The sequence below is a fragment of the Silvimonas soli genome (assembly GCF_030035605.1).
Lineage (GTDB): Bacteria > Pseudomonadota > Gammaproteobacteria > Burkholderiales > Chitinibacteraceae > Silvimonas > Silvimonas soli.
The window spans coordinates 1,353,876-1,379,115 of record NZ_CP106736.1 but is presented as its reverse complement, the minus strand read 5'-3'; the positions used below and the strand labels follow the sequence as shown (position 1 = coordinate 1,379,115).

Here is a 25,240-nt window from a genome sequence, read left to right as displayed (position 1 = left end):
CATCAAGCACGCTGCACACTGCAGCCTGATCAAAAAAGGAAGTCTTCGGACTTCCTTTTTTTTTGCTTTGTCGCGCCATAATGGGGTTCCGCCAGTAACAGGAAAACATCATGTTTGAAGCCGCAGAGCTCGGGCACAAAATCAGCAAAGCCGTTTACAAAGAAGAAGAGCCCAAGTTGCGCGAGGCTTTGCTGGACTTGCAGTATCAGTTGCATGAGCGGGCAGACCGCTCGGTGGTGATTTTGCTGAGTGGCGTGCCGACTGCGGGCAAGGGCGAAATGGCCAATCAGTTGATGGAGTGGATGGACCCGCGTCATATCTCCACTCACGCCTTTGGTGCGCACACGGATGAAGAAGCTGCTCGTCCGGAAATGTATCGCTTTTGGCGGACTTTGCCGCCCAAAGGCCAGATCGCCATTCTGTTTGGTGGCTGGTATACCGGACCGATCTGGGCGGGAGAGCACCAAAAAGATCAGGCCTTGCTCGAGCGCGAAGCGGAGCGGCTGGTACGGTTTGAAAGGATGCTGGCTGGCGAGGGCACCTTGTTGCTCAAGTTCTGGCTGCATCTGCCGCATGCAGGGCTCAAAGCGCGGATGCAAACGCTTGCCGGTAATCCGCGCACCGCGTGGCGAGTTAACGATGAAGACCACGCTTACCTGAAGCACTACCAGCAAAACGTGGATATGGCCCGCAAGCTGTTGATGGCGACCAATCTGGCCGATGCCCCATGGCGCGTGGTCGAGGGCTCCAATGACAACTTCCGTGCGCTGTCGGTTGGACGACAACTGCAGGAGGCGCTGGAGCATCATCTGGCCCGCGGCAATGCAGGCGAAAGCCGGATCGATGCGCCGCCTTTGCTGCCACCGGTGGATGGTGTGCGTTTGCTCGACACACTCGAACTCAATCACGAACTCGACAAACCCGCTTATCTTGAACAACTGGAAGTATTGCAAGGTCGATTGAACCGTCTGTGCCGCGAGCCCGGGTTTCGCAAGCTGGCGGTCGCCGTGGCATTCGAGGGCATGGATGCGGCCGGCAAAGGCGGCAGCATTCGCCGTATCACCGAGGCACTGGATGTACGGCAGTACCGGGTGACGCCCATTGCAGCACCTACCGACGAAGAAAAGGCGCAGCCGTATTTATGGCGCTTCTGGCGCCATGTGCCGGCCCATGGTCGCTTCAGCATCTTTGACCGAACCTGGTACGGCCGGGTGCTGGTTGAGCGCATTGAAGGTTTTGCCAGCCAGGCCGAATGGATGCGCGCATACAACGAAATCAACGACTTTGAAATGCAACTGGATGCGGCCAATGTCATTGTGGTGAAATTCTGGTTGGCGATTGATCCGGATGAGCAGCTAAAGCGCTTTCAGGAGCGCGAGCGGGTTGAGTACAAGCGCTTCAAAATCACCGATGACGATTGGCGCAATCGCGAGAAGTGGAGCCAGTACATCGAGGCTGCCAGCGATATGGTCGAGCGCACCAGCACCCCATTTGCACCGTGGCACCTGATCGGTGCCAATAACAAGTATCATGCGCGAATTGCCGTGTTGCAGACGCTGTGCGACGCCATCGAAGCCCGGCTACGCAAGCGCCCGTCTGACAAAACGGCCGGTTCGCGCAAGAAAAAATAATCGTGAGGCCGCCCGGGATGGGTGATCTCTCCTGTATGACTGTTTATCCGCCATGTCCGTTGGAGAAATGCGTATGAAGCCAATTCTTGATGCTGCCGTGCTTGATCAACTGTTTGTTGAAGCGCGTACCCATAGCCACTGGAAAGACACCCCGGTGACCGATGAAACGCTCAAGCGCTTGTATGAGCTGTTGCGTTACGCACCCACGTCGGCCAACTCTTCCCCAGCGCGCTTTGTATTTGTAAAGTCGCTGGAAGCCAAAGCAAAGCTCAAGCCCACACTGGCACCCGGTAACGTGGATAAAACCATGGCTGCGCCCGTGACCGTGATCGTGGCGCACGACATGGAATTCTACGAAAAACTGCCAAAGCTGTTCCCGCAAGCCGATGCCCGCAGCTGGTTTGTTGGCAACGACGCCATGATTCAAGGCGGGGCTTTTCGCAATGGCAGTCTGCAAGGCGGCTACCTGATCACCGCAGCCCGCGCGTTGGGTCTGGATTGCGGCCCGATGTCGGGTTTTGACAATGCCGCAGTCGATGCCGCCTTCCTGGCCGGTACAACCTGGAAATCCAACTTCCTGATCAATCTGGGTTATGGCGACGATACTTACCTGCACCCGCGCAATCCGCGTCTGGATTTCGACGAAGCTTGCCGTATCGACTGATCCGCCGGTTTGCTGGCTAAATTGATCAATACCGTTTTACAGAAAAATGATAATGCCAGCGCCGATCCCCAGTCGGGATCAGGCGCAGGTCGGTGGATGCAACGCATCCACCTTGGGGAGACACAAGCACGATGAGCGACTGGAGTGTCTGGAGAGCGCTGGAAGAGTGGCGCAGCCGCAAGCATGAACTGGACCCATTGTTTGCCACTGCCGGCGTTGCGCCGGAACTGGAATCCATGGTCACACGCGTGTTGGTGGATCTCCGGCGCGCGCCGCCCACAGCCCCGTTGAGCAGCGGCAACAAGCTGCATGACGAAGAAGAGTTCAAGCGGTTCTTTGATGCCTTTGAGCGGCATTACGACGACAGCTTGTTCAAGGCTGAATCCTTGCTGCGCCACCCATGGGTGCCCGAGGCCGAACCGATAGCGCAAGCCGTGCGCGCCGAAGTGAGTAAAATCCGGCAGCTACTGGCTAAACAGCCTGGCAAACAACCCGACTTCAGTCAGCTGGAAACGTTGTTGCAGCACTACATCAAGCTCAATCACCCGGCGGCCACCGTCAGCGAGCAAACGCTGGAATCGCGGCGCCGTACCCTGACTGACATCGCAGGTTTTCCGTTGCTGGTACAGCACGTGCAAGGGCAGCCGTTCAACGACGCGGTACCACCGCTGGCTTCGGCGGCCTTCCAGCAAGAATTCAACGACCGTATCCAGTCTTATCTGCAAACACCGTGGCTGCATTGCCGGCTGGTTTCTCAATGGTTCATTACCGTAGCCATCGACATGGCTCTGGCGCGCAAGAAAAAGGATGCGGTTGACGATGCATATATCCGCGAATCCTTGTCTTTTCGCTGGCCGGCGCCGTCGGTGTGGTTCTCCGATTTTGAGCAGGGCGACCAGATCTGGTATCTGTTTCTTATCATCATCGCCATTGCGGCCTTGTTTCTGGAATGGTGGTGGGTGGCGTTTGGGCTGATTCTCTGGCTCAACCTGTCATTGGGCGCTTTTCGACGCGAACGCAAGCAAATTGAAGCCCGCCGCGCGCAAATCATCGCGCGTATCCAGACCATGAAAAAAGTCCGCGACCGCTTTGCCGCTGGCCATACCACGCTAGAGAAACTCGAAACCCAACTGCAACAGCTGGATGAGCGTGGCGAATTCTTCGATGAGTCGATTCTCTCGGTATTGCATCTGCACCAACACCTTGCCTGAGCATTCAGGCGCAAGGGCAGGGTGGCGCTGGCAGTTTGTCCATGATTCAGCGGCGCGCTGGCCGGGTGCGGTACAATCGCTTCTTTCCTGCAGTTAGCGCCCATGTCCGCCCGTCCAGCTCCCCTCGAAATCCTGCATCATGTCTTTGGTTACCGCGAATTTCGCGGCATGCAGGCTGATATCGTCCAGCAAGTTGTGGGCGGCGGTGATGCGCTGGTCCTCATGCCCACCGGCGGCGGCAAATCTTTGTGTTATCAGATTCCGGCGCTAGCGCTGCCTGGCTGCGCGATTGTGGTGTCACCGCTGATCGCGCTGATGCAGGATCAAGTCGACGCCCTCAAGGAACTGGGTGTTGCGGCAGCGTTTCTGAACTCCACCTTGAGTCAGGACGAATCACGCGAAGTCGCGCAAGCCTTTGCCAATGGCGATCTCAAATTGTTGTACGCCGCGCCAGAGCGGCTGGTGACGCCGTCGTTCATGGCCTTGCTGCAGCGAGCCCAGATATCCCTGTTTGCCATTGATGAAGCGCATTGCGTGTCGCAATGGGGACATGACTTCCGTCCGGAATATCTGGGTTTGTCAGTGCTGGCAGAGCAATTTCCTGGTGTGCCGCGCATCGCCCTGACGGCCACGGCAGACCACGCCACCCGTGAAGAAATCGTCAACCGACTGGCGTTGCAGAACGCGCGTCAGTTCGTCACCAGTTTTGACCGCCCGAACATCACCTACACCATTGTTGAAAAGAAAAACGCTCGTGATCAGTTGCTTACCATGCTGCGGCGCGAGCATGAAGGTGACGCGGGCATTGTTTATTGCCTGTCACGCAAGCGCGTAGAAGAAACTGCGACGTGGCTGCGTGAGCGCGAAATCAAGGCACTCCCGTACCATGCTGGTCTGGATGCCTCTACCCGCGCCAAGCACCAGCAGCTGTTTTTGCGGGAAGAAGGCATTGTGATGGTGGCAACCATTGCCTTTGGCATGGGCATCGACAAGCCTGATGTGCGCTTTGTGGCGCATCTGGATTTGCCTAAATCCATCGAAAACTACTATCAGGAAACCGGTCGTGCTGGCCGTGACGGTTTGCCCGCAACCGCATGGATGGCCTATGGCTTGAATGAAGTGGTGATGCTGGCCGAAATGATCGAGCAGGGGAACAGCGGCGACGCGCAGAAGCAGGTGGAACGCCGCAAACTGGATGCCATGCTCGGGTTATGCGAAGCCACCGGCTGCCGTCGTCAGGCTTTGTTGAGCTATTTTGGCGAACGCACTGAACCCTGTGGTAACTGCGACAACTGCTTGAATCCGCCACAACTCAATGACATGAGCGAAGCTGCGCGCAAGGCGTTGTCCTGTGTATTTCGGACTGGCAACCGTTTTGGCGTTGGCCATCTGGTCGATGTGCTGCGCGGCAAGACCAACGACAAAGTCAAAAGCTGGTCACATGACAGCATCAGCACCTTCGGTATTGGCAAAGATGTCGATGAGCCCACTTGGCGTGCCATTTACCGCCAGCTACTGGCCGCTGGCGCCTTGCAGGTGAGCGGGGACGGGCACGGTGGTCTGGCCTTGGGCGACGCAGCCAGACCCATTTTACGGGGCGAGACGCCGCTGTATTTGCGCGCCCGCACCGAGAAATTTCGCGTGCGTGATCGTGATGTCGAGTTTACCGAGCCTGAAGACAAGCATTTGTGGGCGGCGTTGCGGCGGCGGCGCAAAGAACTGGCCGACGAACAGAACGTGCCAGCCTACGTGATCTTTGGTGACGCCACGCTCAAAGAGATGGTACGGCTGCGCCCGGCCGATCGCTACGAACTGGCGCGGATATCCGGTGTGGGTGACCGCAAGCTGGAAAAATACGGCACGGACTTCCTCGACGTGATCGCGGGATTTGCCTGATTTGCCTGATTTGCCTGGCACTGCAGGCAAATCAGTCTCTTGTGTGTCCGAGTCAACGCCAGTAACCAGGTCGAGCCGCCTCAGGCCGGATCACGCAGCAATTCAAGCGCAGTAACCCGGTTAAGCCGACGTCGCTCCCACGTGGTAACCACGCTGGCCAGCAGCACGCCGCTGATCAAGCTTGCCAGTGGCAGCCAGAAATTGAAGGTGACTGGCAGGTTCAACACCTGCTGGCCCAGCAACCAGCCAGCAGCACTGGCCCCTACACCCGCCACCAGCCCGGCGACTGCGCCAATCGCCAGACCCTCCCAACGCTGAATTGCCGCAATATGCCGTCGCTGCGCACCGAGCGCCCGCAAAATGGCCACCTCGCGTTGGCGTTCGGGCGCGGTGGTTTCCAGCGCTGCTATCAATACCACCACTGCGGCCACCAGGCAGAACATGAACACCATGCTCAAGGCGCTGGTTGCCAGCCCTAGCACCCGCCGCACTTCCGCCAGCACTTCGCCCACATCAATGATCGTCACGTTCGGGAAGGCATTGACCAGTTGCGGTATGAGCGTGGCGTTATTGGCCGGTAGATAGAAGCTGGTGATCAGGCTGGCGGGCAGGTTGCGGAACAGCGCCCGCGTGCCGGTGACAAAGAAATTAACCTTGAACGAATCCCAATCCACCTTGCGCAGGTTGATCACCTTGGCCGTGATGGGGGTGCCGGCCACATCGAAGGTCAGCTGATCGCCAAGCTTGATCTTGAGCGTTTCTGCCAGCCCGGCCTCAACTGAAAAACCGGGTTCGGATTCACGCAGAGGGACGCCACTCACCAGTCGGTTATCTTCACGCAGCGTGTCGCCCCAGGATAAATTGAATTCGCGCTCGGCCAGTTGGCGGGCCCGATCTTCCGACATTTGGGTTGGCTGCACCGGATGGCCGTTCTGGGTAGTCCAGCGCCCGCGTATCATCGGTTGCAGATGCACATCGGCAATTCCGCCCGCATTCAGAGCATGCATAAACTGCATCGACTGGTTGGGCTGGATGTTGATGGCGAATTGATTGGGCGCTTGCTCCGGAATCCGGCTTTGCCAACTGCTCAACAAATCGTTTTCAACCACGGTGAGCAACCAGACTCCCAACAGCCCCATCGCCAGTGCAGCCATTTGCGCCATAGACAACCAGCGGCGCCGTAGCAGCTGGCGCAGGGCGATTCGCGCCGCAAAGCCACGGCTAAAGCGCCCCAACAGCGCCAGGCAACCCCAACCCAGAATCGCCGCAGCGATCAACGCCGCTGCCATTGCACCCAGCACGATCAGCGTGAGTTTGAGATTGCCGCCGAGCCAGAACAGCAGGGCGATGGCGCAGATGCCCGCCAGCAGCCAGCTTGCCCACAATGCGGGTGGCGCAGTGCTGTCGTGCCGCAGCACGCGCAATGGTGGTGTACGGGCCAGTTGCAACAGCGCCGGGCCAGCCGTCCCGAGCAACAAAATGCCGCCCAGTAACGAGGCGATAAGCCAGTGCCACCAATCACCAGGCGGCAATGGCGCGGGCAAGTGGTCACGTACCAACCAGCCCAGCCCGGCTTGCGAGCCCCAGCCCAGAGCGCCACCTACCAGTACCGCCGCTAGCCAAAGGATGATCAGTTCTGTCCAAAGCATCAGTGCAATTCGGCGTCGCGATGCACCTAGCGCCACAAACAGCGCTACCGCATCGGTCTGGCGTAGTGCATGGCGGCGGGCTGCCAGCAACACGGCAGCGGCGGCCAGTGCGGCGGCGAGTAAGGTCACCAGACGCAAGAAGTCTTCTGCGCGTTCGAGTGTCACTTTGACTTCAGGCCGGGTATTGCGTACGTCTTCCAGCCGCTCGCCGCGCTGCAGATGCTCGCGGGTATTGGTCTTCCAGAGCGCAACGTCGGCATCTGCCCCGGCCACCAGCAGGCGATAGCGCACCCGGCTGCCAAAGCCGATCAGGCCGGTTGCTGGCAGGTCCGCAGCGTTCATGATCAAGCGCGGTTGCAGACTGGAGAAATCCAGTGCTGCGTCGGGTTCTTTATCCAGTAAAGCGGCAACCTGCAAGGTGCTGCGACCCACCTGGAATTCCGAACCTGGTCGCAAACCCAACAATGCCGCCAGTCTCGGATCGATCCAGGCCTGGCCGCTGGCCGGTATACCCACTGCCGGTTTGATGGATTTGCCATCCAGCAAGGTCACAGTCCCGCGCAAGGGATACCCAGCGCTGACCGCCTTGATCGCGGCCAGATGGGTTTTGCCATTAAAGCTGACCATGCTGGGGAACGCCGCGCTGTTGGCGGTGCGCAACCGTGCCTGATGCGCGCTTTGTTCGTGCTCGGCAGAAATCGGGTGATCGGTAGAGAGAATTGCATCGGCCGCCAGCAAATTATTGGCTTGGGCGTTCAGCAAGCCGCCGATGCGCCCGGTGAGTAGTCCCACGGCAGTGAGCGCCGCAATGGTGACAATCAACGCCGCCAGCAAAGTGCGATAGTCGCCCGCTGCCAGACCACGCCAGAAGCGCCGCAAGGTCAGCCGGATCATGCGTTAACCCAGTCGATCATGCGGCCCGCTTCCAGCCGCAAACGGGAGCCACAACGGGCGGCCAGGGTTTCGTCGTGAGTGACTAGCACCAGCGTGGTATTGGTTTCGCGATTCAGTTCAAACAACAACTCGGCCACGTGTTCGCCGGTGTGGCTATCCAGGCTGCCCGTGGGTTCGTCAGCAAACAGGATATCCGGACCCGTGACAAAGGCCCGTGCCAGCGCGACCCGTTGTTGCTCGCCACCAGACAAGGTACGTGGCGTGTGAGCCAGCCGCTTGCCCAAGCCGACGCGATCCAGCCAGCTCTGGGCAGTCTGGCGCATTTCGTCGGTGCTGGTTTTTTTACCAAGCAGCTCCAGCGGCAGCATGACGTTTTCCAGTGCAGATAATTCGGGTAACAGCTGGAAGGACTGGAATACAAATCCTGCATGTTGACCCCGCATGCGGGCACGGCCATCCTCATCCAGTTGGGTTAATGACTGGCCAGCCAGCAGCACTTCGCCGTGACTGGGGGTGTCCAGTCCAGCCAGTAAAGACAGTAATGTCGATTTACCGGAACCAGACGCTCCGACGATGGCCAGACTGGCACCCGCCGTGAGCGTGAACGAGATCTCGTGCAGAATGTCGATGGTTTCATCACCGGCAGTAACCCGTTTACCCAGTTTGGTCACAGTCAGCATGTCAGGAGAAAGTCCGTTGCGTATATCGTTCATTGTTGCTGCTTTGATCCTGTTCTTGAGTCAGGCGGTTTACGCCGTGGCACCGGCGCCAGTCATTCTGGTATTTGGCGATAGTCTATCAGCGGGCTATGGCCTTGCGGCAGACCAGGCGTGGCCCAGCTTGCTGCAGCGCGATCTGGCCGGTACCAGCAAACAATATCGCGTCGTCAATGCCAGTGTGTCCGGTGAAACCACAGCGGGCGGATTGACGCGTTTTCCAGCGGCGCTCAAAGCGCATCAGCCCAAACTGGTGGTGCTGGAGCTGGGCGCCAACGATGGCTTGCGTGGTTTGCCGCTGGATGTTGCGCAGCACAACCTTGCCCGGATGATTGAGCTGGCGCAAGCCTCTGGCGCGAAAGTGCATCTGGTGGGCATGCAACTGCCACCCAACTTTGGCCCGGATTACACCCAACAGTTCGCCAATATGTATTCAACGCTGGCAAAAAAATATCGCACCGGGCTAACGCCGTTCCTGCTGGCTCCGGTGGTGATGCATCCGGAGATGTTCCAGGCTGATCAACTGCACCCCACTGCTGCTGGACAACCACTATTGGCCAAACAGATACAGAAGGACCTGGCGCCGCTGTTGTAGTCGTGAACTCGCAGGGCGCAGACAAACAAAAAGGCGCGAATCTTCGCGCCTTTTTGTTTGTTCCAGAGGCCAGCCCCGCGCTTAGTTAGCGCGATCCGCCGGGCCTTGTGGCTGGAATTCCACCAGCTTCACGACCTGTTCCACACCAGAGACAAGGCTAGCGGCCTGTGCGGACTGATTGGCCACATCAGGTTTGGCGATGCCCATCAGGTAAACCACTTTGCGCTCGGTCACCACCATCAAGTGGAAACCACTGGTATCGCCGCCCTGACCGATGATCGACGCTTTAACGCGCGTGGTCAGTTGGGTGTCATTCAGGCGGTCTGTGGTCGAAGAAAGCGGGGCAACCACCGTCTCGTTGTAAACGTGACGCACGCCAGTCTGGCTTTGCGCAATCTGTTGTACACGGGCGCGGGCGGCTTCATCCGGGACTTCGCCAGTCAACAGGATATTGCTGTTGAACGTGTTCACGTTAACGTGCGCCTGATCTTTCCAGGTATCAATAATGGTGGCGCTGATTTTGCCCCCGAGATCCAGATCGCCCTTCATGGTTTCGGCCGGACGCGGATCAGTGCCGACCAGGACGCCCACGGCAGCCCCGCCCACAAACACCAATGGCACACATCCTTGCAGGCCCAGCAATACGGCTGCGCCGATAACGGCCAGATGCTTTTTGTTGATCAATCTGGTCATGTTTTATTCGCCCCCTAACAACAAGTAATCGATAGCGTCACACACCGCATGAATGATGGTGACATGCATTTCTTTGATTCGCGCCGTGCGTTCGACCGGCACGCACAGCAAGGTGTCATCACCGGAGAGGATGTCGGCTACTTGCCCGCCGTCCCGTCCTGTCAGCGCGATCACGCTCATTTGCCGATCATGTGCTGCGTGTATGGCAGAGATGACGTTGGCGGAGTTCCCCGAAGCCGAAATCGCCAGCAGTACGTCGCCTGCCCGGCCCACAGCATGCACCTGGCGGGAAAATACCATGTCAAAGTCATAGGCGTTAGCGATGGCGGTCATTGCGGAGGTATCGGTAGACAACGCAATGGCGCTTAAGCCAGGACGTTCGCGCTCAAAGCGGCCGACCATTTCCGAGGCAAAATGTTGGGCATCGGCCGCCGAACCACCGTTACCACAGGTCAGAATCTTGCCATCGGCGATGAGCGTCTGCATCAAGCGCTCGGCTGCTTGCGCAATCTGCGGCGACAGGATTTCCCGCGTTAGCTCAGCGGCAGTAATGTTGTCGTCGAAGTGCTGGCGCACGCGTTGCATCAAATCCATTCAAATTCCTTAGTAGCTCGCTGAATAATCTTCAGTGGCATCAATACAGTTCTTCAACCACGTCAGCGCCGATCCTTCAATGCAGATTGCATCAAAGCGGCACGGTGGCTGGGGGTGCAATTGGGCCAGATAAAGGGCCGAAGTGGCAAGCAATCTGGCGCGTTTGGCCGGGGTGATGCTGAACGCCGCACCCCCAAAGCGCCGGTTGCTGCGTTGACGAACTTCCACAAATACCAGTGTTTCGCCGTCGTGCGCAATCAGGTCGATCTCACCAAAGCGGCAATGCCAGTTGCGCTCGATGATAACCAGCCCGTTTGCGCCCAGATAATCAGCAGCGCGGGCTTCGGCGTTTTCTCCGGTGCGGTTCATTGTTCCGTGGACGGAACAGAGGCGGGGGCCTCGGTATAGCCGGGAGCTTCGGCATTGGGAATCTGCACTGTCAGCACTTGTGGCACCAGCGAGCGCTGTATGGTGCTGGTCGCATCAACGTGCAAGCTGCCCGTCAAACCATCGGTAATACCCAGCTGGTCTGGCGGCGTATCGAGCAAGGCCGCGGTTATTTTCCAGGCATCGACGCCCATGGCGAACAAGCGCTCCAGGTCATTTGAAGGCGAGCGTGCGTGTTCATAGATTTTGTATTCTGGCGTATTGGGTTGGGTAATCCACGGCATGTCCAGGAAATGGATACCAGCCAAGTCCAGCAGCGCTGTGGCGGGTTGTTTGCCGATATTGATCTGGCTGGTGGCATAGATAGCACGCGTAGTGCCGATAAATGGTCTGATCTTGCGGGCCTGGCGCGCATCCATGGCCAGAAACACCGCGTCTGCGCCGTCGATATCCAGTTGGGCTTTGAGCTGCGCGTAATCTTTGCCCGTAGTTTTCAGAATGGGGACAATGGTTTGATTGGCACTGCGCCAGCCATCAGTAAACCCTTGGGTCATGCGTTGCGCCAGCGCACCATCGACTGTAACGATGACGGGGTGGGTAAAGCTGTCATCCCGCATTTGTTGTGCGACCTGGGCCGCTTCGGATTCCACCGACAGGCTAAAACTGTAAAAGCCGGGGCGGTGCAGGGTATTACTATCAAAACTATTCAGCGCCAGAACCGGAATATCAAAATGGCCATTATCGCCGATATTGTTAACAGCGCTTTTGGTCAGCGGCCCGATCACCGCTGCTGCACCCAGGCTAATGGCCCGGTTGAATTGCGCCAGGATATCGTCGTCCGTGTCGGTGGTATCAAAGATGCGTAAGGGTGGTTGGTCTCCGTCCGACAAGGCTGATTCGGCGGCAAACAAGCCGCTCTTGATCGCCTCAACGGCGGGTTTCCAGGCTTTGGCTTTGGCGGGCAAGATTACCGCTATAAAATTGCCGCCCTTGTGAGTGGCGGCTGGAGCAGAAGCGGTTTCATCCGCTGGCTGCGAGGCATCGGCAGTTGCACTGGCAGCAAGCTGCGCCGGGCTCGAAGCAATCTGGGTGCGAACAACGGGCTCTGCATGCGCCGCGCTGGTCGACAGCAAGGCCACACCGTATAGTACGGCCGCTACACCGCGCATTACCGCAGGGAGAACCCGAGCGTGCATATAGAGCCTTTTGCTGTCAGTAAGTCTTCATTATATGTGGTGGCTACGCCCATCGGAAATCTACAGGATTTGACGCCCCGAGCGCAGACGATTCTGCGTTCCGTCAGTGTCATTGCCGCAGAAGACACCCGCGTTACCGGTCAAATGCTCAAGCATTTTGGCATCACCACACCAATGATCAGTTTGCGTGAGCACAACGAACGCGCCATGTCTGAAAAACTGGTCGCCCGCCTGGCCGCCGGAGAAACCGTCGCCCAGGTTTCTGATGCCGGAACGCCAGCCATTTCTGACCCCGGTGCGCAGCTGGTAGCGGCCGTACACGCGGCAGGTTTCAAAGTGGTGCCAGTACCGGGCGCCAGTGCTTTAACCACGGCCCTGAGCGGCGCCGGTTTCATGTGCCCGCACACTTTGTTTTACGGTTTTCTGCCGCCTAAATCCCGGCAACGTCAGGATGCGATTGCACCGCTGGCGGGCTTGCCTTATGCCACTGTATTTTATGAAGCGCCACACCGCATTCTGGATACGCTGAACGATCTGGCCAACGGCTTTGGACAAGACCGCATCGCACTGGTCGCGCGCGAACTGACCAAAACCTTTGAAACCTTGCGCCGCGCTCCACTGGGTGAACTGCTGGCTTGGGCCACGGCCGACGCCAACCAGCAACGTGGTGAGTTCGTCATCGTGATCGACGCCGCTCCACCGGCCGAGCCAGATGAAGCCAATGCGCACGACCACGTGTTGCGCCCATTGATGGCTGAGTTGCCGCTCAAACAAGCCGTCGCGCTGGCGCAGCAAATTACCGGTGCTCCCCGCAATGCCCTGTACGAGCGCGCGCTATCGCTCAAGGCCGATAACCAGAACGACGAAGAAATCGACACGGAATCGTAATAAGCACTTGCCAGTTTTCGCACTCTGGTTGATAATCCGCCCCTCCTGCCCGAGTGGTGGAACTGGTAGACGCGCCGGACTCAAAATCCGGTTCCGAAAGGAGTGTCGGTTCGATTCCGACCTCGGGCACCAGACACTGAATCACGCAAGTGGTTCAAAAGCCCGCAAAGCCCCGTTAATAAAGGCTTTGCGGGCTTTTTTACGTCCGTCGTTTTTGCCCCTTCTCCGCAATAAATCGCAGTTTTACACTACGCGGTGTGTCCCGACGGTGTTCCAAACGGCGACGATAGAGAGTTCGCAGACTCTCGCAAAAGTGATCATGTTTGCTGGTAAAACTGGTCAGTGAATTGCTAGAACCTGCACATCACGCTGTTCCGGTCGATAATTTTATGCAGGTTGCGGTAGGGCTATTACGGATTAGGGTGAGTGCTGATGGGGTTGCACTTCGAATCCTGGAGAAGCTGATGCTCAGCTTCTCTCCCCAGTGGGTATTTCGTAGCTGCTGATTAAGCATTCCTGAATGAGTGAGCATGCGCACTGTAGATTCAGGGCCTGTTATTCCGGAAGTAGTGAGTTAGTGCGACGTGGTAATGGCTCATGTGAGGTGGCCCGTATCTTTCAGGGTTGGCAATCGTTGAAGTTGTCACACTCGACCAACTGCAGACTATCGGCCCAATCCATTGGATTGGATGGATTTCGGCCAAAGTGCCCATCTAGTCGCTGGGGATAAATGTCTGGAGTGCGATGCAAAGCAATCTGTCGCCATCGCCTGGCACTACAACTGGCGATTGCGCCAAGCGACCGGTCATGAGCCTTACCGCCGCGCTGCGTTGAACACCGCCCAGAACGCGCCTTTGGGTTGACCTTGTGCATCAAACAACAGGGGTTGGTCGTGGTGATCTGCCGGGGCATCCTGGTTGAGCCAGGTGCCGGCATCGGTCACGCCCCACCAGGTTACGGCGGTCACATCCGGGTGGTTGCGGATCATGCGCATGATGTCGCCATAGCGGCGGGCTTGCAGCGCCAGCAGGTTGTCGCGGGTGTCGTACAGGTGGTTGTCTTTCCACTTGTACAGGCTCATGTCGATTTCCGTGATCTGGTTTTCCAGACCAAGGCGGGCGAAGGCGGTCAGGGTCTGGTCAATGTCTTCTACACGCGGGTAGAACACAGAGATGTGCATCTGGTGGCCAATGCCGTTTACAGGCACGCCACGTTCTTGCAAGCCTTGTATCACACGCAGCAGGCAGCGTTGTTTGGCCGTTTCAGTGGTGGAGTATTCGTTGATGAACAGGCGCGCGGCGGGATCGGCGGCGTGGGCATAGCGAAAGGCGTAATCCACGTAGTCCAGGCCCACCACTTGATGCCATTTATCGTTGCGCAGGCAGTCGGGCTGTTTTTCGTCGATGACCTCGTTGACGACATCCCAGGCAGACACCTGACCTTTGTAGTGTCCTACTTCGGCGTCGATGTGCCGTTTCAGACGCGCCAGCACCAGATCACGATCTGCGGGCTGGCCATTTTTGCCCTGCCACATCCAGTCTGGTGTGTGCAGGTGCCAGAGCAACGTGTGGCCGCGGATGGCCATATTATGGCTCTGGGCAAAGCGGACGATGGCGTCGGCGGCTTCAAAATGAAATTCGCCTTCACGTGGTTCGGTCGCCATGGGTTTCATGGCGTTTTCTGCCACCACGCTACTGAACTGGTCGGCAATGAGCGTTCCCTGACTTTGGATGTTCTTCTCATCCACCGCCGCGCCGATCAGCACTTGGCCCTGCCAAGCTTTTGCCAAGGAGGGCGTGGGCACGGCGCTGGCGGCAACATGCGGCGTCACGGGCGTACCCGTGCAGGCGCCAAGAATGATGATCGTGCTGGCAAGCCCAAAGCCGCGCAGACGCTTATGCATGCATTTATTCCTTTGCGTGGCTCGTCGGCCCGCCTTGTAAATTTTGGGCTACCGTTGCCAGCACGCGGGTCCGTGGGCTTCCATTTTTTCCGACCGGCCTCAGGCATCAACGCGTTGGGGGTCCGGCCAGATGTGCCCGGAAAAACGCTGTGACCTGGGTATTGAAGCGCTGGTGAAATGCTACGCGATCAAAGCCCGGCCGGTCGGTGCACAGTCTCGGCACAGAGGCGGTCATTTGCGCCGGGCATGGGCTCAGAAAGCTGAAGTGGCCTGATCCTGCGACGCTGTAAAACTCCGGCGCATGGGGCAAGCCTTTGCGGATGGCCGCCACGCTTTCCGGCGTAACTCCATCGCCGCCATATTCAGAGGCCCACAACTGCACGGGCACGCTGATTTTTGCCAGCCCCTCTTTACTGAACACCGACAGCGGATCGGCAATTACCGCCACCTTGATGCGGGTATCAGCCGGTGGCATTGAGGGTAGCGGGCCTTTGATTTCAGTGCAGAATGGCAAATCAGGCTGGTGCACGCAGAACGCTTCACCCAGCGTCAGGTCTGGCACCGCACCGATACTGACCAAGCCGGTGTAGCCACCGCGAGAAAACCCGAAGAAACCAATGGCCTGATCGTTGAGATGGTTGGCACCTGGCCAGCCATGGGTCATCCACGAGATCAGCCGCGATATGTCACGTGGTCGCGAAATAAATGGCGCGACATGCATCTGCTGGCTCAGGTCTTGGTAGTTATCGCCTGGGTGATTGATGGCTGCGACCACAAACCCCGCATCAGCCAGTGCGACTGCAGTGTCCTGATGCCCCAGCGCACTGCCACCTGTGCCGTGCGACATGACCACCAACGGTAAATGATCACCCTGCACCGGCGCGTCTTTGGCCACGTTCATGGTAAAAGGGCCAAGCTCCAGTGCAGCCGGTGGCGTGGCGCTCGGATACCAGATGGCGCCCTTCAAAGCCGGGCCATCCGCATCAGCCGGAACGCTGATCCAGGCAAACCCGGCGGCATTCGCCAGGAAGCTGCTCATGGCAAGGACGCCGGCAGCAAGGTATTGGTGAATGTGGTTCAACGCTTGCTCCTTCTGCTATGCCCAGCTCGCATGGGAATCATCAAACGGGTGTGCAGCGCAGGCTGTACGGTATCTCGTGGCGAATTCAGGAGGTGTTCGTTCAAGTACGGGGCGATTCTCCGCTTCCTGGCCACGTTGCGGCAACCCCATCTGAATTGAGCGCGTTGATGGTTGAATTGTCTGAGCTTTCATAGCCGGTTAATGGCCGTTCTCCAGCGTAGAGGGGACGTGAATTGCTGTGCGCCGCGCCGGTTGTTTTGGCCGCACGCGGAGCATGGGCTGCGGGGGTGGTATCGGCCGAAGCGGATATTGGCTGTCACCAAGTTCAAGGCCCTCAGTTACCTGCCAGGACGGCGACAACGTTCAACGGCGGTAAAAAATGAGGAGACCAGCCGGCTATCACGTCGTTCGCTAAGGCAGCACACATGGATGTGCGTCTCAACGGGCTCGCCTTCAATTCGCAGTGGCCGCAGCCTGTCATCAGAGATGTACTCCGCTTGAGAGACCGTCCCGACCCCCAGACCCCGTGCCACCGCTTCGCGCAAAGCTTCCCGGCTCCCAATATCCATGACCACGCGTGGCTTCAGCCCGGCAGCGTCCATTGCATCTTCCAGCGCGCGGCGCGTGGTGGAACCTGGCTCACGCATGAGTAGCGGCTGCGTGGCCAGATCCTGCAGGGTCACGCTGGAACGGCGGGCAAAAGCGTGCGATGCCGCGACGAAGGCAATGACCGGAAACGACCCATAGGGCTGGGTAAAGTAGCGTGCATCTTCGAACGCGCGAGCAACAACGCCCACGTCACAGCTGTATTCATCGAGATTGCGCAGGATTTCTTCAGAATTGCCCAGCTTCACCGAAAGATGCATTCGTGGGTGGATGCCGTGATAGGCCTCGATCATTTCGGTGACATGAAAAGGGCCCACTGCACCGACCTTGAGCGTGCCACTGTCGTGCAACATCGAGATCGCATCTGCTTCGCAGCCCGCCATGCGCCGTGCCACCGGTAAAAACTCGACGCCCAGGGCAGTCAGCTCGACGCGCCGACCGCGTCGATGGAACAACTCCACGCCATGGTCTTGTTCCAGCGTCTGGATTTGCGATGTAAGTGTGGTCTGACTCATCGAAAGCGCCCGCGCCGCAGCGGTGAAACCACCATGTTGTGTCACAGCGATAAAGCTTCGGATTTGTGTGAGGGTCATGGCCATCCACCTGGAAAAATGGGTTGCAAGCGCGCTAAGTGATCGAATTTTTAAATATACCGACGCAGTGTGACAAAACCCGTCGTCTCACTGGACTCTGACATCAGGCAGGTCAATGCGCACAACGCTCTTCGCCCAAAAACAGTCTGCAATGGTGCCAGTTTAAAAACGAAAAAATCGGTGTATTGAGCGAAATCGATTGGTAAATCCGTCATTTCGACGTAGTGGGCCTTCCCTATCCTCTGCTCACACTTACCCATCCCAATAAAAAGGCATGAGCATGCGAGCAAAACGATGTGGTTCCGTTTTTACGGAAAGCCGATTGTTGCCCCGATTTCGATCTGCTGTGGGCAAAGATTTCACCGTGGTCATTCCCCATCTCGAGCAGGTGAATACATCCGGATCGCGGCTGAGCGTGGGTCGTCTCGGCGGCCTGCTCGCACTGTTTCTGGCTACGACGGTCACGCTGACGGCCTGTGGTGGTGGCCAGGCGACATCTGCAGCACCCATAGACGGTGCGACAACGCCCACAGCGGACAACACGCAAACCAGCAGTTCACCGGTTTCGCCAAGCAATCAGTCCACCGGGACCCCAATCAATCACGCGCTGGTTATTGATCTGGATGGGGCAACATATAACGCCTTGCAAGCGGGTATTGCGGCTGGCACCTTGCCGAACCTTGCCAAGCTGAAGATACAGCTTGCGTACAACGGTGGCATAACCGGAACCGTCGGTCAGCAACCGACACTGGACACGCCGGGATGGGCCACGCTGCTGACCGGGGCGTGGGCGGTACGTCATCAGGTTCTATCCGATGCGCCTCAACAGACACCCCACGGTAAAAGCGTATTTCAGTTGACCAAGGCAGCGAGCAGCGGCCTGAATGGCGTGGCTGTGGCGTCAAGCGGGCTCGCCCAATTGCTGTCGATGGACCACAGTGCCGGGTACCTGGACACCCTGGCCGATTGCTCCACCAGCGCCACGGCCTCTGACTGCGTAACAGGCCAGGCCGTGCAAATGATCGACAACGGCTATGCCTTGATTTTTGCGCAATATCACGCCGCGCAAGACGCCGCCGTCAATTACGGGCAAGGGGCAGCGCAGTACGCCAATACCTTGACACAGCTGGATCAGTCCGTCGGCACCCTGGTGGCTGAAACCGTGAAGGTATCGAATAGCCAGTGGTTGATCGTGGTCACCGGCAATCATGGGCTGAGCGCCAACAGCCAGGCCGATGGCTTGCCGCTGGTGCCAGAGTCCACCACCTTCATTGGCCTGAACCAGAGCACCAATCGCACCGCTGGCTTCACGGGTTCGGTGGCACCCTCAACCTTCAGCCAGCTGTATGTGGCACCCAGCGTGGCAGACGTATCGCCGTCACTGCTGGCTTACCTGAACATCCCGCAGACCGCTGCCAGTTACGCTATGGACGGTGCAGAACTGCTCGGCGCACAGCCCGTGTCGCAACTGGTTGCCACCGTCAATAACAACAACTCAACCAGCGCGAACGTCGGCCTGAGCTGGACCGCCCCGGCGAGCGGCACGATCAACGTGCTGCGCGACGGCGTGGTGATCGCCTCGAACCTGCCCGCCGGGACAAGCAATTACACCGATACGCAACTGGCGCAGGAACTGACGACCCAGGGCAGCTATCTGCTGAACTACACGGTACAGGTCGGTGCGACATCGAGCGCTGCCCTGCGCTCGACCCTGTCGCGGGTATCGTTCGTGCCGCCGATTCCGCTCGCGGCGACCCTCAGCAATGGCCTTACGGTCTACTACCCATTCAGCAGCACCTTGCCGCCAATCGACAAAATGGGCCACAGCACCATGGTGCCATATGCAGCCGATCTACCTGCTGGGGCAGGGGCAGTCGTCTCAGGGTCACCAGGCAGCGCATATGGGCTCCTGATCGATACCCACTTTGTTGATAGCAATGGCCTGGAAGGTTACAAACTGGCGCCAGCGTCCGGGTTCGACGTCTCACAAGGGACCACGCCGCAATTCACCATCGGCTTCTGGTTCAAGGTGCAGTCTTGTGTCGCGACAAACGATGTACCGGTGTTTTCCAACAAAAACTACGTCAGTGGCGGCAATGCCGGCGTGGCGATTGGCTTGTTCGCCAGCAGCACCGCCAATCAATGTGGCATCGCTTTCAATATCGGTTCGGGCGGCGTACGTGCTGACGGCCCAACCAGCCCCTACACCCAGATCAGTGTGGGGCAATGGGTCTACATCGCACTCTCGGTCGACGGCGTGGCCAAGACGATGAGCATGTATGCGCTGGACCCGGTACTTGGCAAAACTGAAATCCTGGGCAAGACCACCGGCTCGGTAGACCTGACCAAGTTGTCGCCGTTCGCGCAGTGGGGTGTGGGTGAAGATGGCACAGGCAGCTATCTGATGAACAAATGCAGCTTGACTCCGCCCTATACGGCTGGCAAATGCACCACCGCGCCAATGTACCAGCAAATGTTTGGTGATCTGGCCATGTGGAACCGGGCGCTCAGTCAGGCCGAAGTCGAATCCATCTTCCTGTCGCAAAAGCCGCTCTCCACACTGTTGCCCAATTGAAGGGGATTGAGATGAACACATTGATCCCGTTTGCGCGACATTGCGCCTGGGCATTGCAACGCGTATGCGCGGCCGGGGCAGCGACCACCACTGTTGCCGCGTGCCTGCTGCTATCCGGATGTGGTGGCGAGACCGGAAACATTTCGGCCAGCAACAGCCCTTCAACCAACCAGGCGGTGAGTGGCAACACGGCACCATTGGGCGCGGGTGGCGTCACCACCGCAGTGCCGATCGTGCTGACGCCGGCACCTGGGCCGTGCGCCGCTTCGGGCACCGCCGCGCTGCAATCGCCACTATTGAATTCGCAGATCGACTGCGCGCCTTGAGCTGGACCGCAAAGGCCCACCTCGGTAAAACATACTTCACACTGGATCTACCATGACCCAAATGAGTCGCCGCAATTTTTTGCGCGCAGCCGCTGCCACAGCCGCATTCAGCGCTTTTCCTCCGGCTATCCAGCGCGCGCTCGCCATTCCGGCCAACAACGCGACCGGCACCATCAACGATGTCGAGCATGTCATCATTTTCATGCAGGAGAATCGCTCATTCGATCATTACTTCGGCACGCTGCCTGGAGTACGGGGCTATAGCGACCGCTTCACCATTCCCATGGCCTCCGGCAACCCGGTGTGGATCCAGCAGGGGGCGTCGGGCAATGTACAGCCGTATTACCTTGATCCCGCACTGGGTAACGGGCTCTACATTGGCGGCACCCACTCATGGAGCGACCAGCAGGGCGCATGGGACGGCGGCCGGATGGCCGCATGGCCCAAGGCCAAGAGCATTGCCGCATCAATGGGCTATCTGCAGCCCAAAGATCTGTCTTTTCATGCGGCGCTGGCCAATGCGTTCACAATTTGTGACGCCTACCATACCTCGACGCATACCGGGACTTTCCCGAACCGTATTTTTCTGTGGAGCGGCACCAACGGCTCGAACGTCGTCAACCACTCGGTCACCAGCAACACCAGTTGGGGCTACACCGTTTCCGGCAACACAATCGGCTCTTCTGCCACAGGCTTGCCATGGACAACGTACCCGGAACGCCTGGAAGCCGCGGGCGTAAGCTGGAAGGTGTATCAAAGTCCCACCAACAACAGCAACAACAACCAGTTGGGCGCATTTGCCAGCTACCGCGCCGCCGTCGAAGCCATGGTGGCGCAAGGCTATACGGTCAATACGCCTTATTCCTCGTCGGTGATGAACCCGATTTCGCCGCTACTCAAAGGCGTCGGCAACACCATGCCGGACGGAGGATATTTGCAGGCTTTCGCCGATGACATCGCGGCGGGCACCTTACCGCAGGTGAGCTGGATCGTGGCACCGGCGGCTTATAGTGAACATCCCATCTCGTCGATTCCGGACCAGGGCGCCTGGTATATGCAGACGATACTGGACATGCTGACCGCCAATCCGGATGTCTGGAGCAAGACGATCTTGCTGATCCCCTACGACGAGAACGATTGTTTCTTTGATCATGCCCCACCGCCCGATCCGCCATGGCGCAATAGCGACGGCAGCTATCTGGGCAAGTCAACCGTCGACATTTCTGCCGAACATTTCACCATGCCGCACCTTCCGTATGACGCCGACACGACACCGCCGGATGGCCGACCGTTTGGCGCTGCAGCTCGTGTACCCATGCTGGTGGTTTCGCCGTGGAGTACAGGCGGCTGGGTTAACTCCCAAGTGTTCGACCATACCTCGACGCTGCGCTTTCTTGAACAGCGTTTTGGCGTCATTGAAACAAACATCAGCCCATGGCGGCGTGCGGTCTTTGGCGATCTCACTTCGTGCTTCAATTTCAGCACCCCTAACAACGCCACGCCAACTCTGGCGACTGCACCAAGCAAAGCACAGGCCGATGCCACCTATTCACAGCAAAAGGCGGCAGGCGGAGTCCCCGTACCTGCGGTTGGGTCCGTGCCATTACCCACGCAACAGGCCATGTCGAGACCGTCTCGGGCATTGCCGTACCACCTGCATACCAGCGCCAATGTCGACACGAGCGACGGCCTGGTGTGGCTGACTTTCAGCAACACCGGTACTCAGGGTGCGCTATTCCACGTCTACGACCGCTTGAACCTGGCGAGCTATCCACGGCGCTTTACCGTGGAAGCTGGCAAGGAGATATCCGACTCGTGGAATGTCGCCGTCAACTCGCCGACCGGTCAGTACAGCCTGTGGGTGCTCGGCCCGAATGGCTATCACCGACTGTTTGAGGGCAATGCCGCAACGGTAGCGACGGGCGCCAATCCGGAGGTTCGGGTTTGCTATGACCATGGCAATAACGCCATCTACCTGACCATCATGAATAGCGGTGACGCCGCAGCCCAAGTAACTGTCACCTCTAACGCTTATCGCAGCGACGGCCCGTGGACCTACACGGTGGCCAGCAATATGCAGGTAGAGCCGTACTGGACCTTGTCGCAATCCGGTGGCTGGTATGACTTTACGGTCAGTGCGGGAAACCAGTTTGTGCGACGCTTTGCCGGGCGCCTTGAGACCGGTAAGGATGGCATGAGTGATCCGGCGATGGGCGTGAGCTGATCATTCTGGCGCCCGGCATTCGTTCATGATGGAATCATGGGTCTGTCCACGCCTGTGTGGACAGGCCAACTTATCGGCTGGTGCTTTGGACTCGCACCAGAGACGGGGCGGAATGACAGCCAACCTGATTTCACATTTTCGGGAGCCAAAATAGTGCGTTATGCGCCGAAAATTGCTGGCCACCAGCAGGCTCCGATCACGATGCTTCCCGCAATTCCAGGGAGAATTGGCAGCCATCGCTTCGATGCACGCACGCCCTGACGAGCCAGAATTTTCTGGCTAAGCCAGACACTCCACACGACACCAACCACATACAGGCTACCTTTGAGGATCTGCACGCCTGCCGGGCCGAGGGGCGTAAATTTGATCGGGTCGAACAGCATGGCACCCAAGCCGATGACCAGAGAAACCATGGCCACAGGCGCGTATTGATAACCCAGCTCACTGAAGCGTCGGCCGAAACTGCCGTCACCGCCAACCAGCCGGGACAGGTGTGCGGCGGCGCTCGTGGTCGCTGCCAGTAACGCGGTCAAGGCAATCATCCAGGTGACCATGAAGCCGCTGATGGTGAAGAAATCGAGCCAAAGGAACACTTCGCCGCGTTGCGGGTGAACACTGACTAACCAGGATGGCCCGATTTCAAGAAACCATGTCCATCCCTTTTCTATAAACCAGACACCAATACTCTGCCGTATGGCCTGATACTGAGGTAACACTAACCAGAGAAAAGCACCGAGCGCCACACCCGTATCCAGGAAAAGAAACCAGGCTTCAGCCGGGTTTGCGCGATTATCGCGGATGTTCTCGATCTCCAGCCCTGGTCGGCGAAATTCCATGCGAACGCTGCCCTTGGCGGCTGGATTGACGCAGCGAAAGCATTCAATGCAATGACGCGATTCGTTCTTCCCGACAAGATCAATCATGGTTGGGCATGCTCCTTTCTGGCTGTAGGCATCCCGCCCCGGACGTCTTACCTGGGGGGCGAACTCGATCGCGCCTAGCCTGGAGTACAGACCAAGTAGACGGCCAATCGGGCATAAGTGCCGACACCAGGCCCGTTTCTTGCGCCCATAAAAAAAGCCAACCACAAGGGCGGCCAGCATCGTGCCACCCAAAATTTCAGCGGCGGCTTCTGGGTGATCCCGCACGCCGAGCGTTTGCCCCAGAATCGTGGTGAGTACAAAGCTGACAGCGGGCGTCCCTTCCCAGCGCATCCAGGCTGGAATGGGTCGCTGTGGCCCGATTTTGTTCAACCATTCGGAGGCGGCGCCCATCGGGCAAAGCAATCCGCACCATGAGCGCCCGGTAAAAATGACCGAAAGAAAGACCAATGGAAACCACAGTCCCCACATCGCGTAATTCGCGAAGGTAGTGAAATTGGTGAACGGCGTAGCAGTTTCCGGGGGTTCCGAAAGAAACAGCGGAAGAAAGATGACTGCAATAAATGCCACGAAAGCTGCAGCATGTACCCAGATCAATTGATGTCGGTGTCGGACAAAAAAACCTTCTATCGCATCACGGACAGGCTTGGCTGAACTGGACTGCATCCCAACAGAGTTCTCCGTGATGGGGAGAACAGGGATGGTGACATGTTGCTTCTGAGACATTGGTGCACTTTTGGCAAAGGGATAGACAAAACAAGCCCAAGGTGAAATCTCAGAGCCACTTTTGGATATCTGCTACGACGACAAACCGGCGTGGAGCCCCTTGAACTGGCGAATCGACTGCAGCAAAAATAGCCTCATCAATGAGAAGCATTATCACTTCTTTGGGAGAGGGGGCAGATTTTCAATAATGCGAATTTGATTTGAATCACTAAAACCACCGTGGGTGTACCTGTCCTGGCAGTCCGCCCGCCAAGTGCCCCACGCACCAACTCTTCCATCACGTACAGGATCCGGTCGGCGAACAGAGGCCTCTCTCCCTTGCGCAACTGTCCGCGATTCCTGCCAGATTTTTCCCACTTCAAAACAGGCGTACATCGTGTTTTTACAGGTGGGGAAATCTCCTAGATTTCTGCCTGATACATCTCGCAATATCCGGGCTTGGCGATCGTTCATCTCAATAAGCTCATTTTTCGGGAAGAGACGGCCATGGCGCGCGAAATCAAAAGCAAGGAGTTCATCCAGGAGTGGCTTTCGGATGAGATCAACGGCAGCTGCGAAGTGGTGGACGATGGTCGGTACTTGCGCGTAGCGACGCCAGTCTGGAGTGCCGAAGCGGTCGACGGGTGCAATTGGCTAATTGCCGCGTGGAAAAATGCGCAGCCCTACGCAATGGTCATACAGGAAGCATTGAACAAAGCCCGCGCCAGATTCAATCTGCCCGAGCCAGAATAAATCCGCATTAAATGTGCCCGTCAAGCTCCCATACTGCGTGCCGGGCGCTGTGTCTGCGGTGGAATACCCGGCAGTCTGGTCAGCCGTCAATACGCGGAACAGACCTTGGGGCTTGGCCCATACTGGTTCTTTGGGGGAAATGAACTGTGGTATCTGTAAATCGTAACGAGCCAGTCCTGCCCAAGTCGAACAAAGAAATTGTCACGGAATTGATGGACGCCATTTTCTTGAGCAACGACCCCCTTCAGGCAATGGCGGCGATATCCGAACGTTGTGTCGACCACTCCCCGATTACCAATGCCAACGCCGTTGCGGCCCGCAAGGTGCTGCAAAGCCTCCCGCCTGGAACCTCTTACACTCCCGGCGCCGTAGTGGGCGAAGGGGACGTGGTAATGGTTCATGGACGCTACTACTGCGAAGGGCAGCCCGTGGTTTCGGTCATTGATACGTTCCGGCTGGCGAACGGCAAAATCTTTGAACACTGGGTGGTATTGCAAGACGAAGTCGTGCCGGACGATGTGCTGGACCGACGAGCCGGGTGAGCGAGTGCATCCCCACCGAAACAACAAAGGCCCGGAG

21 protein-coding genes and 1 tRNA gene are annotated in these 25,240 nt (G+C 58.0%); 12 read left to right on the top strand and 10 right to left on the bottom strand.

Going from position 1 to position 25,240, the window contains the following annotated elements; translation table 11 throughout:
- Nucleotides 1-110 precede the first annotated feature (110 nt).
- The 4 genes from pap to recQ all read left to right on the top strand — a co-directional run bounded on the left by pap (nt 111) and on the right by recQ (nt 5,402).
- Nucleotides 111-1,631 carry a polyphosphate:AMP phosphotransferase gene (gene pap / locus N7220_RS06265; protein ID WP_283150601.1) on the top strand — a complete coding sequence of 507 codons (1,521 nt, stop codon included), beginning with the start codon at nt 111-113 and terminating at the stop codon, nt 1,629-1,631.
- A 73-nt stretch (nt 1,632-1,704) separates the two neighbouring features.
- On the top strand, nt 1,705-2,295 hold the full coding sequence (locus N7220_RS06260) for a malonic semialdehyde reductase (RefSeq protein WP_283150600.1): 591 nt from the start codon (nt 1,705-1,707) through the stop codon (nt 2,293-2,295).
- 131 nt (nt 2,296-2,426) lie between these two features.
- Nucleotides 2,427-3,506: a hypothetical protein gene (locus tag N7220_RS06255; protein WP_283150599.1), complete on the top strand. Its 1,080-nt coding sequence runs from the start codon at nt 2,427-2,429 to the stop codon at nt 3,504-3,506.
- Nucleotides 3,507-3,608: 102 nt separating this feature from the next.
- A complete protein-coding gene (gene recQ, locus N7220_RS06250; protein WP_283150598.1) occupies nt 3,609-5,402 on the top strand; it encodes a DNA helicase RecQ in 1,794 nt (597 codons plus the stop codon).
- Between the two features lie 80 nt (nt 5,403-5,482).
- Here recQ and N7220_RS06245 read toward each other — a convergent pair whose 3' ends face one another.
- Both N7220_RS06245 and N7220_RS06240 read right to left on the bottom strand, forming a co-directional pair.
- Nucleotides 5,483-7,945: an ABC transporter permease gene (locus N7220_RS06245; RefSeq protein WP_283150597.1), complete on the bottom strand. Its 2,463-nt coding sequence runs from the start codon at nt 7,943-7,945 to the stop codon at nt 5,483-5,485.
- Complete coding sequence (locus tag N7220_RS06240) at nt 7,942-8,658, bottom strand: ABC transporter ATP-binding protein (protein WP_283150596.1); 717 nt, start codon at nt 8,656-8,658, stop codon at nt 7,942-7,944. Before N7220_RS06240 ends, N7220_RS06245 begins: the two co-directional genes overlap by 4 nt.
- On the opposite strand from N7220_RS06240, the gene N7220_RS06235 reads away from it, so the two are divergent.
- The gene (locus N7220_RS06235; protein WP_283150595.1) at nt 8,642-9,256 is read left to right on the top strand and encodes an arylesterase; all 615 of its coding nucleotides are present in this window, start codon (nt 8,642-8,644) and stop codon (nt 9,254-9,256) included. The genes N7220_RS06240 and N7220_RS06235 overlap by 17 nt on opposite strands.
- An 81-nt stretch (nt 9,257-9,337) precedes the next feature.
- Here N7220_RS06235 and N7220_RS06230 read toward each other — a convergent pair whose 3' ends face one another.
- From N7220_RS06230 to N7220_RS06215, 4 genes are read right to left on the bottom strand one after another with little or no spacing between them, the layout of a single operon-like run.
- The gene (locus N7220_RS06230; RefSeq protein WP_283150594.1) at nt 9,338-9,949 is read right to left on the bottom strand and encodes a BON domain-containing protein; all 612 of its coding nucleotides are present in this window, start codon (nt 9,947-9,949) and stop codon (nt 9,338-9,340) included.
- Nucleotides 9,950-9,952: 3 nt separating this feature from the next.
- Entirely contained in the window at nt 9,953-10,543 is a 591-nt protein-coding gene (locus N7220_RS06225; protein ID WP_283150593.1) for a phosphoheptose isomerase, read from the bottom strand.
- 9 nt (nt 10,544-10,552) lie between these two features.
- A complete protein-coding gene (locus N7220_RS06220) occupies nt 10,553-10,912 on the bottom strand; it encodes a YraN family protein (protein WP_283150592.1) in 360 nt (119 codons plus the stop codon).
- On the bottom strand, nt 10,909-12,126 hold the full coding sequence (locus tag N7220_RS06215; protein WP_283150591.1) for a penicillin-binding protein activator: 1,218 nt from the start codon (nt 12,124-12,126) through the stop codon (nt 10,909-10,911). Before N7220_RS06215 ends, N7220_RS06220 begins: the two co-directional genes overlap by 4 nt.
- On the opposite strand from N7220_RS06215, the gene rsmI reads away from it, so the two are divergent.
- Both rsmI and N7220_RS06205 read left to right on the top strand, forming a co-directional pair.
- Nucleotides 12,121-13,014, top strand: coding sequence for a 16S rRNA (cytidine(1402)-2'-O)-methyltransferase (rsmI, locus tag N7220_RS06210; protein ID WP_390901569.1), 894 nt, complete (start codon nt 12,121-12,123; stop codon nt 13,012-13,014). The genes N7220_RS06215 and rsmI overlap by 6 nt on opposite strands.
- A gap of 47 nt (nt 13,015-13,061) precedes the next feature.
- Nucleotides 13,062-13,146, top strand: a tRNA-Leu gene (locus tag N7220_RS06205).
- A 682-nt stretch (nt 13,147-13,828) separates the two neighbouring features.
- Here N7220_RS06205 and N7220_RS06200 read toward each other — a convergent pair.
- The 3 genes from N7220_RS06200 to N7220_RS06190 all read right to left on the bottom strand — a co-directional run bounded on the left by N7220_RS06200 (nt 13,829) and on the right by N7220_RS06190 (nt 17,197).
- Nucleotides 13,829-14,917, bottom strand: coding sequence for an endo-1,4-beta-xylanase (locus N7220_RS06200; RefSeq protein ID WP_283150590.1), 1,089 nt, complete (start codon nt 14,915-14,917; stop codon nt 13,829-13,831).
- Between the two features lie 106 nt (nt 14,918-15,023).
- The gene (locus N7220_RS06195; protein WP_283150589.1) at nt 15,024-15,956 is read right to left on the bottom strand and encodes an alpha/beta hydrolase family protein; all 933 of its coding nucleotides are present in this window, start codon (nt 15,954-15,956) and stop codon (nt 15,024-15,026) included.
- A gap of 380 nt (nt 15,957-16,336) precedes the next feature.
- Nucleotides 16,337-17,197: a LysR substrate-binding domain-containing protein gene (locus N7220_RS06190; RefSeq protein WP_283150588.1), complete on the bottom strand. Its 861-nt coding sequence runs from the start codon at nt 17,195-17,197 to the stop codon at nt 16,337-16,339.
- A gap of 364 nt (nt 17,198-17,561) precedes the next feature.
- On the opposite strand from N7220_RS06190, the gene N7220_RS06185 reads away from it, so the two are divergent.
- From N7220_RS06185 to N7220_RS06175, 3 genes are read left to right on the top strand one after another with little or no spacing between them, the layout of a single operon-like run.
- Complete coding sequence (locus N7220_RS06185; RefSeq protein WP_283150587.1) at nt 17,562-19,772, top strand: hypothetical protein; 2,211 nt, start codon at nt 17,562-17,564, stop codon at nt 19,770-19,772.
- Nucleotides 19,773-19,783: 11 nt separating this feature from the next.
- A complete protein-coding gene (locus N7220_RS06180) occupies nt 19,784-20,098 on the top strand; it encodes a hypothetical protein (RefSeq protein ID WP_283150586.1) in 315 nt (104 codons plus the stop codon).
- Between the two features lie 52 nt (nt 20,099-20,150).
- Nucleotides 20,151-22,322 (top strand): phosphocholine-specific phospholipase C, encoded by a 2,172-nt coding sequence (locus N7220_RS06175; protein WP_283150585.1) that lies wholly within the window; start codon nt 20,151-20,153, stop codon nt 22,320-22,322.
- A gap of 158 nt (nt 22,323-22,480) precedes the next feature.
- On the opposite strand, the gene N7220_RS06170 is transcribed toward N7220_RS06175, so the two are convergent.
- Nucleotides 22,481-23,929, bottom strand: a complete 1,449-nt coding sequence (locus N7220_RS06170) for a 4Fe-4S binding protein (RefSeq protein ID WP_283150584.1) — start codon at nt 23,927-23,929, stop codon at nt 22,481-22,483.
- Between the two features lie 486 nt (nt 23,930-24,415).
- Between N7220_RS06170 and N7220_RS06165 the strand changes: the two genes are divergently transcribed.
- Together N7220_RS06165 and N7220_RS06160 are read left to right on the top strand one after the other, a co-directional pair.
- Nucleotides 24,416-24,661 carry a hypothetical protein gene (locus tag N7220_RS06165; RefSeq protein WP_283150583.1) on the top strand — a complete coding sequence of 82 codons (246 nt, stop codon included), beginning with the start codon at nt 24,416-24,418 and terminating at the stop codon, nt 24,659-24,661.
- A 146-nt stretch (nt 24,662-24,807) separates the two neighbouring features.
- Nucleotides 24,808-25,203, top strand: coding sequence for a nuclear transport factor 2 family protein (locus N7220_RS06160; RefSeq protein ID WP_283150582.1), 396 nt, complete (start codon nt 24,808-24,810; stop codon nt 25,201-25,203).
- The last annotated feature ends 37 nt before the right edge of the window (nt 25,204-25,240 follow it).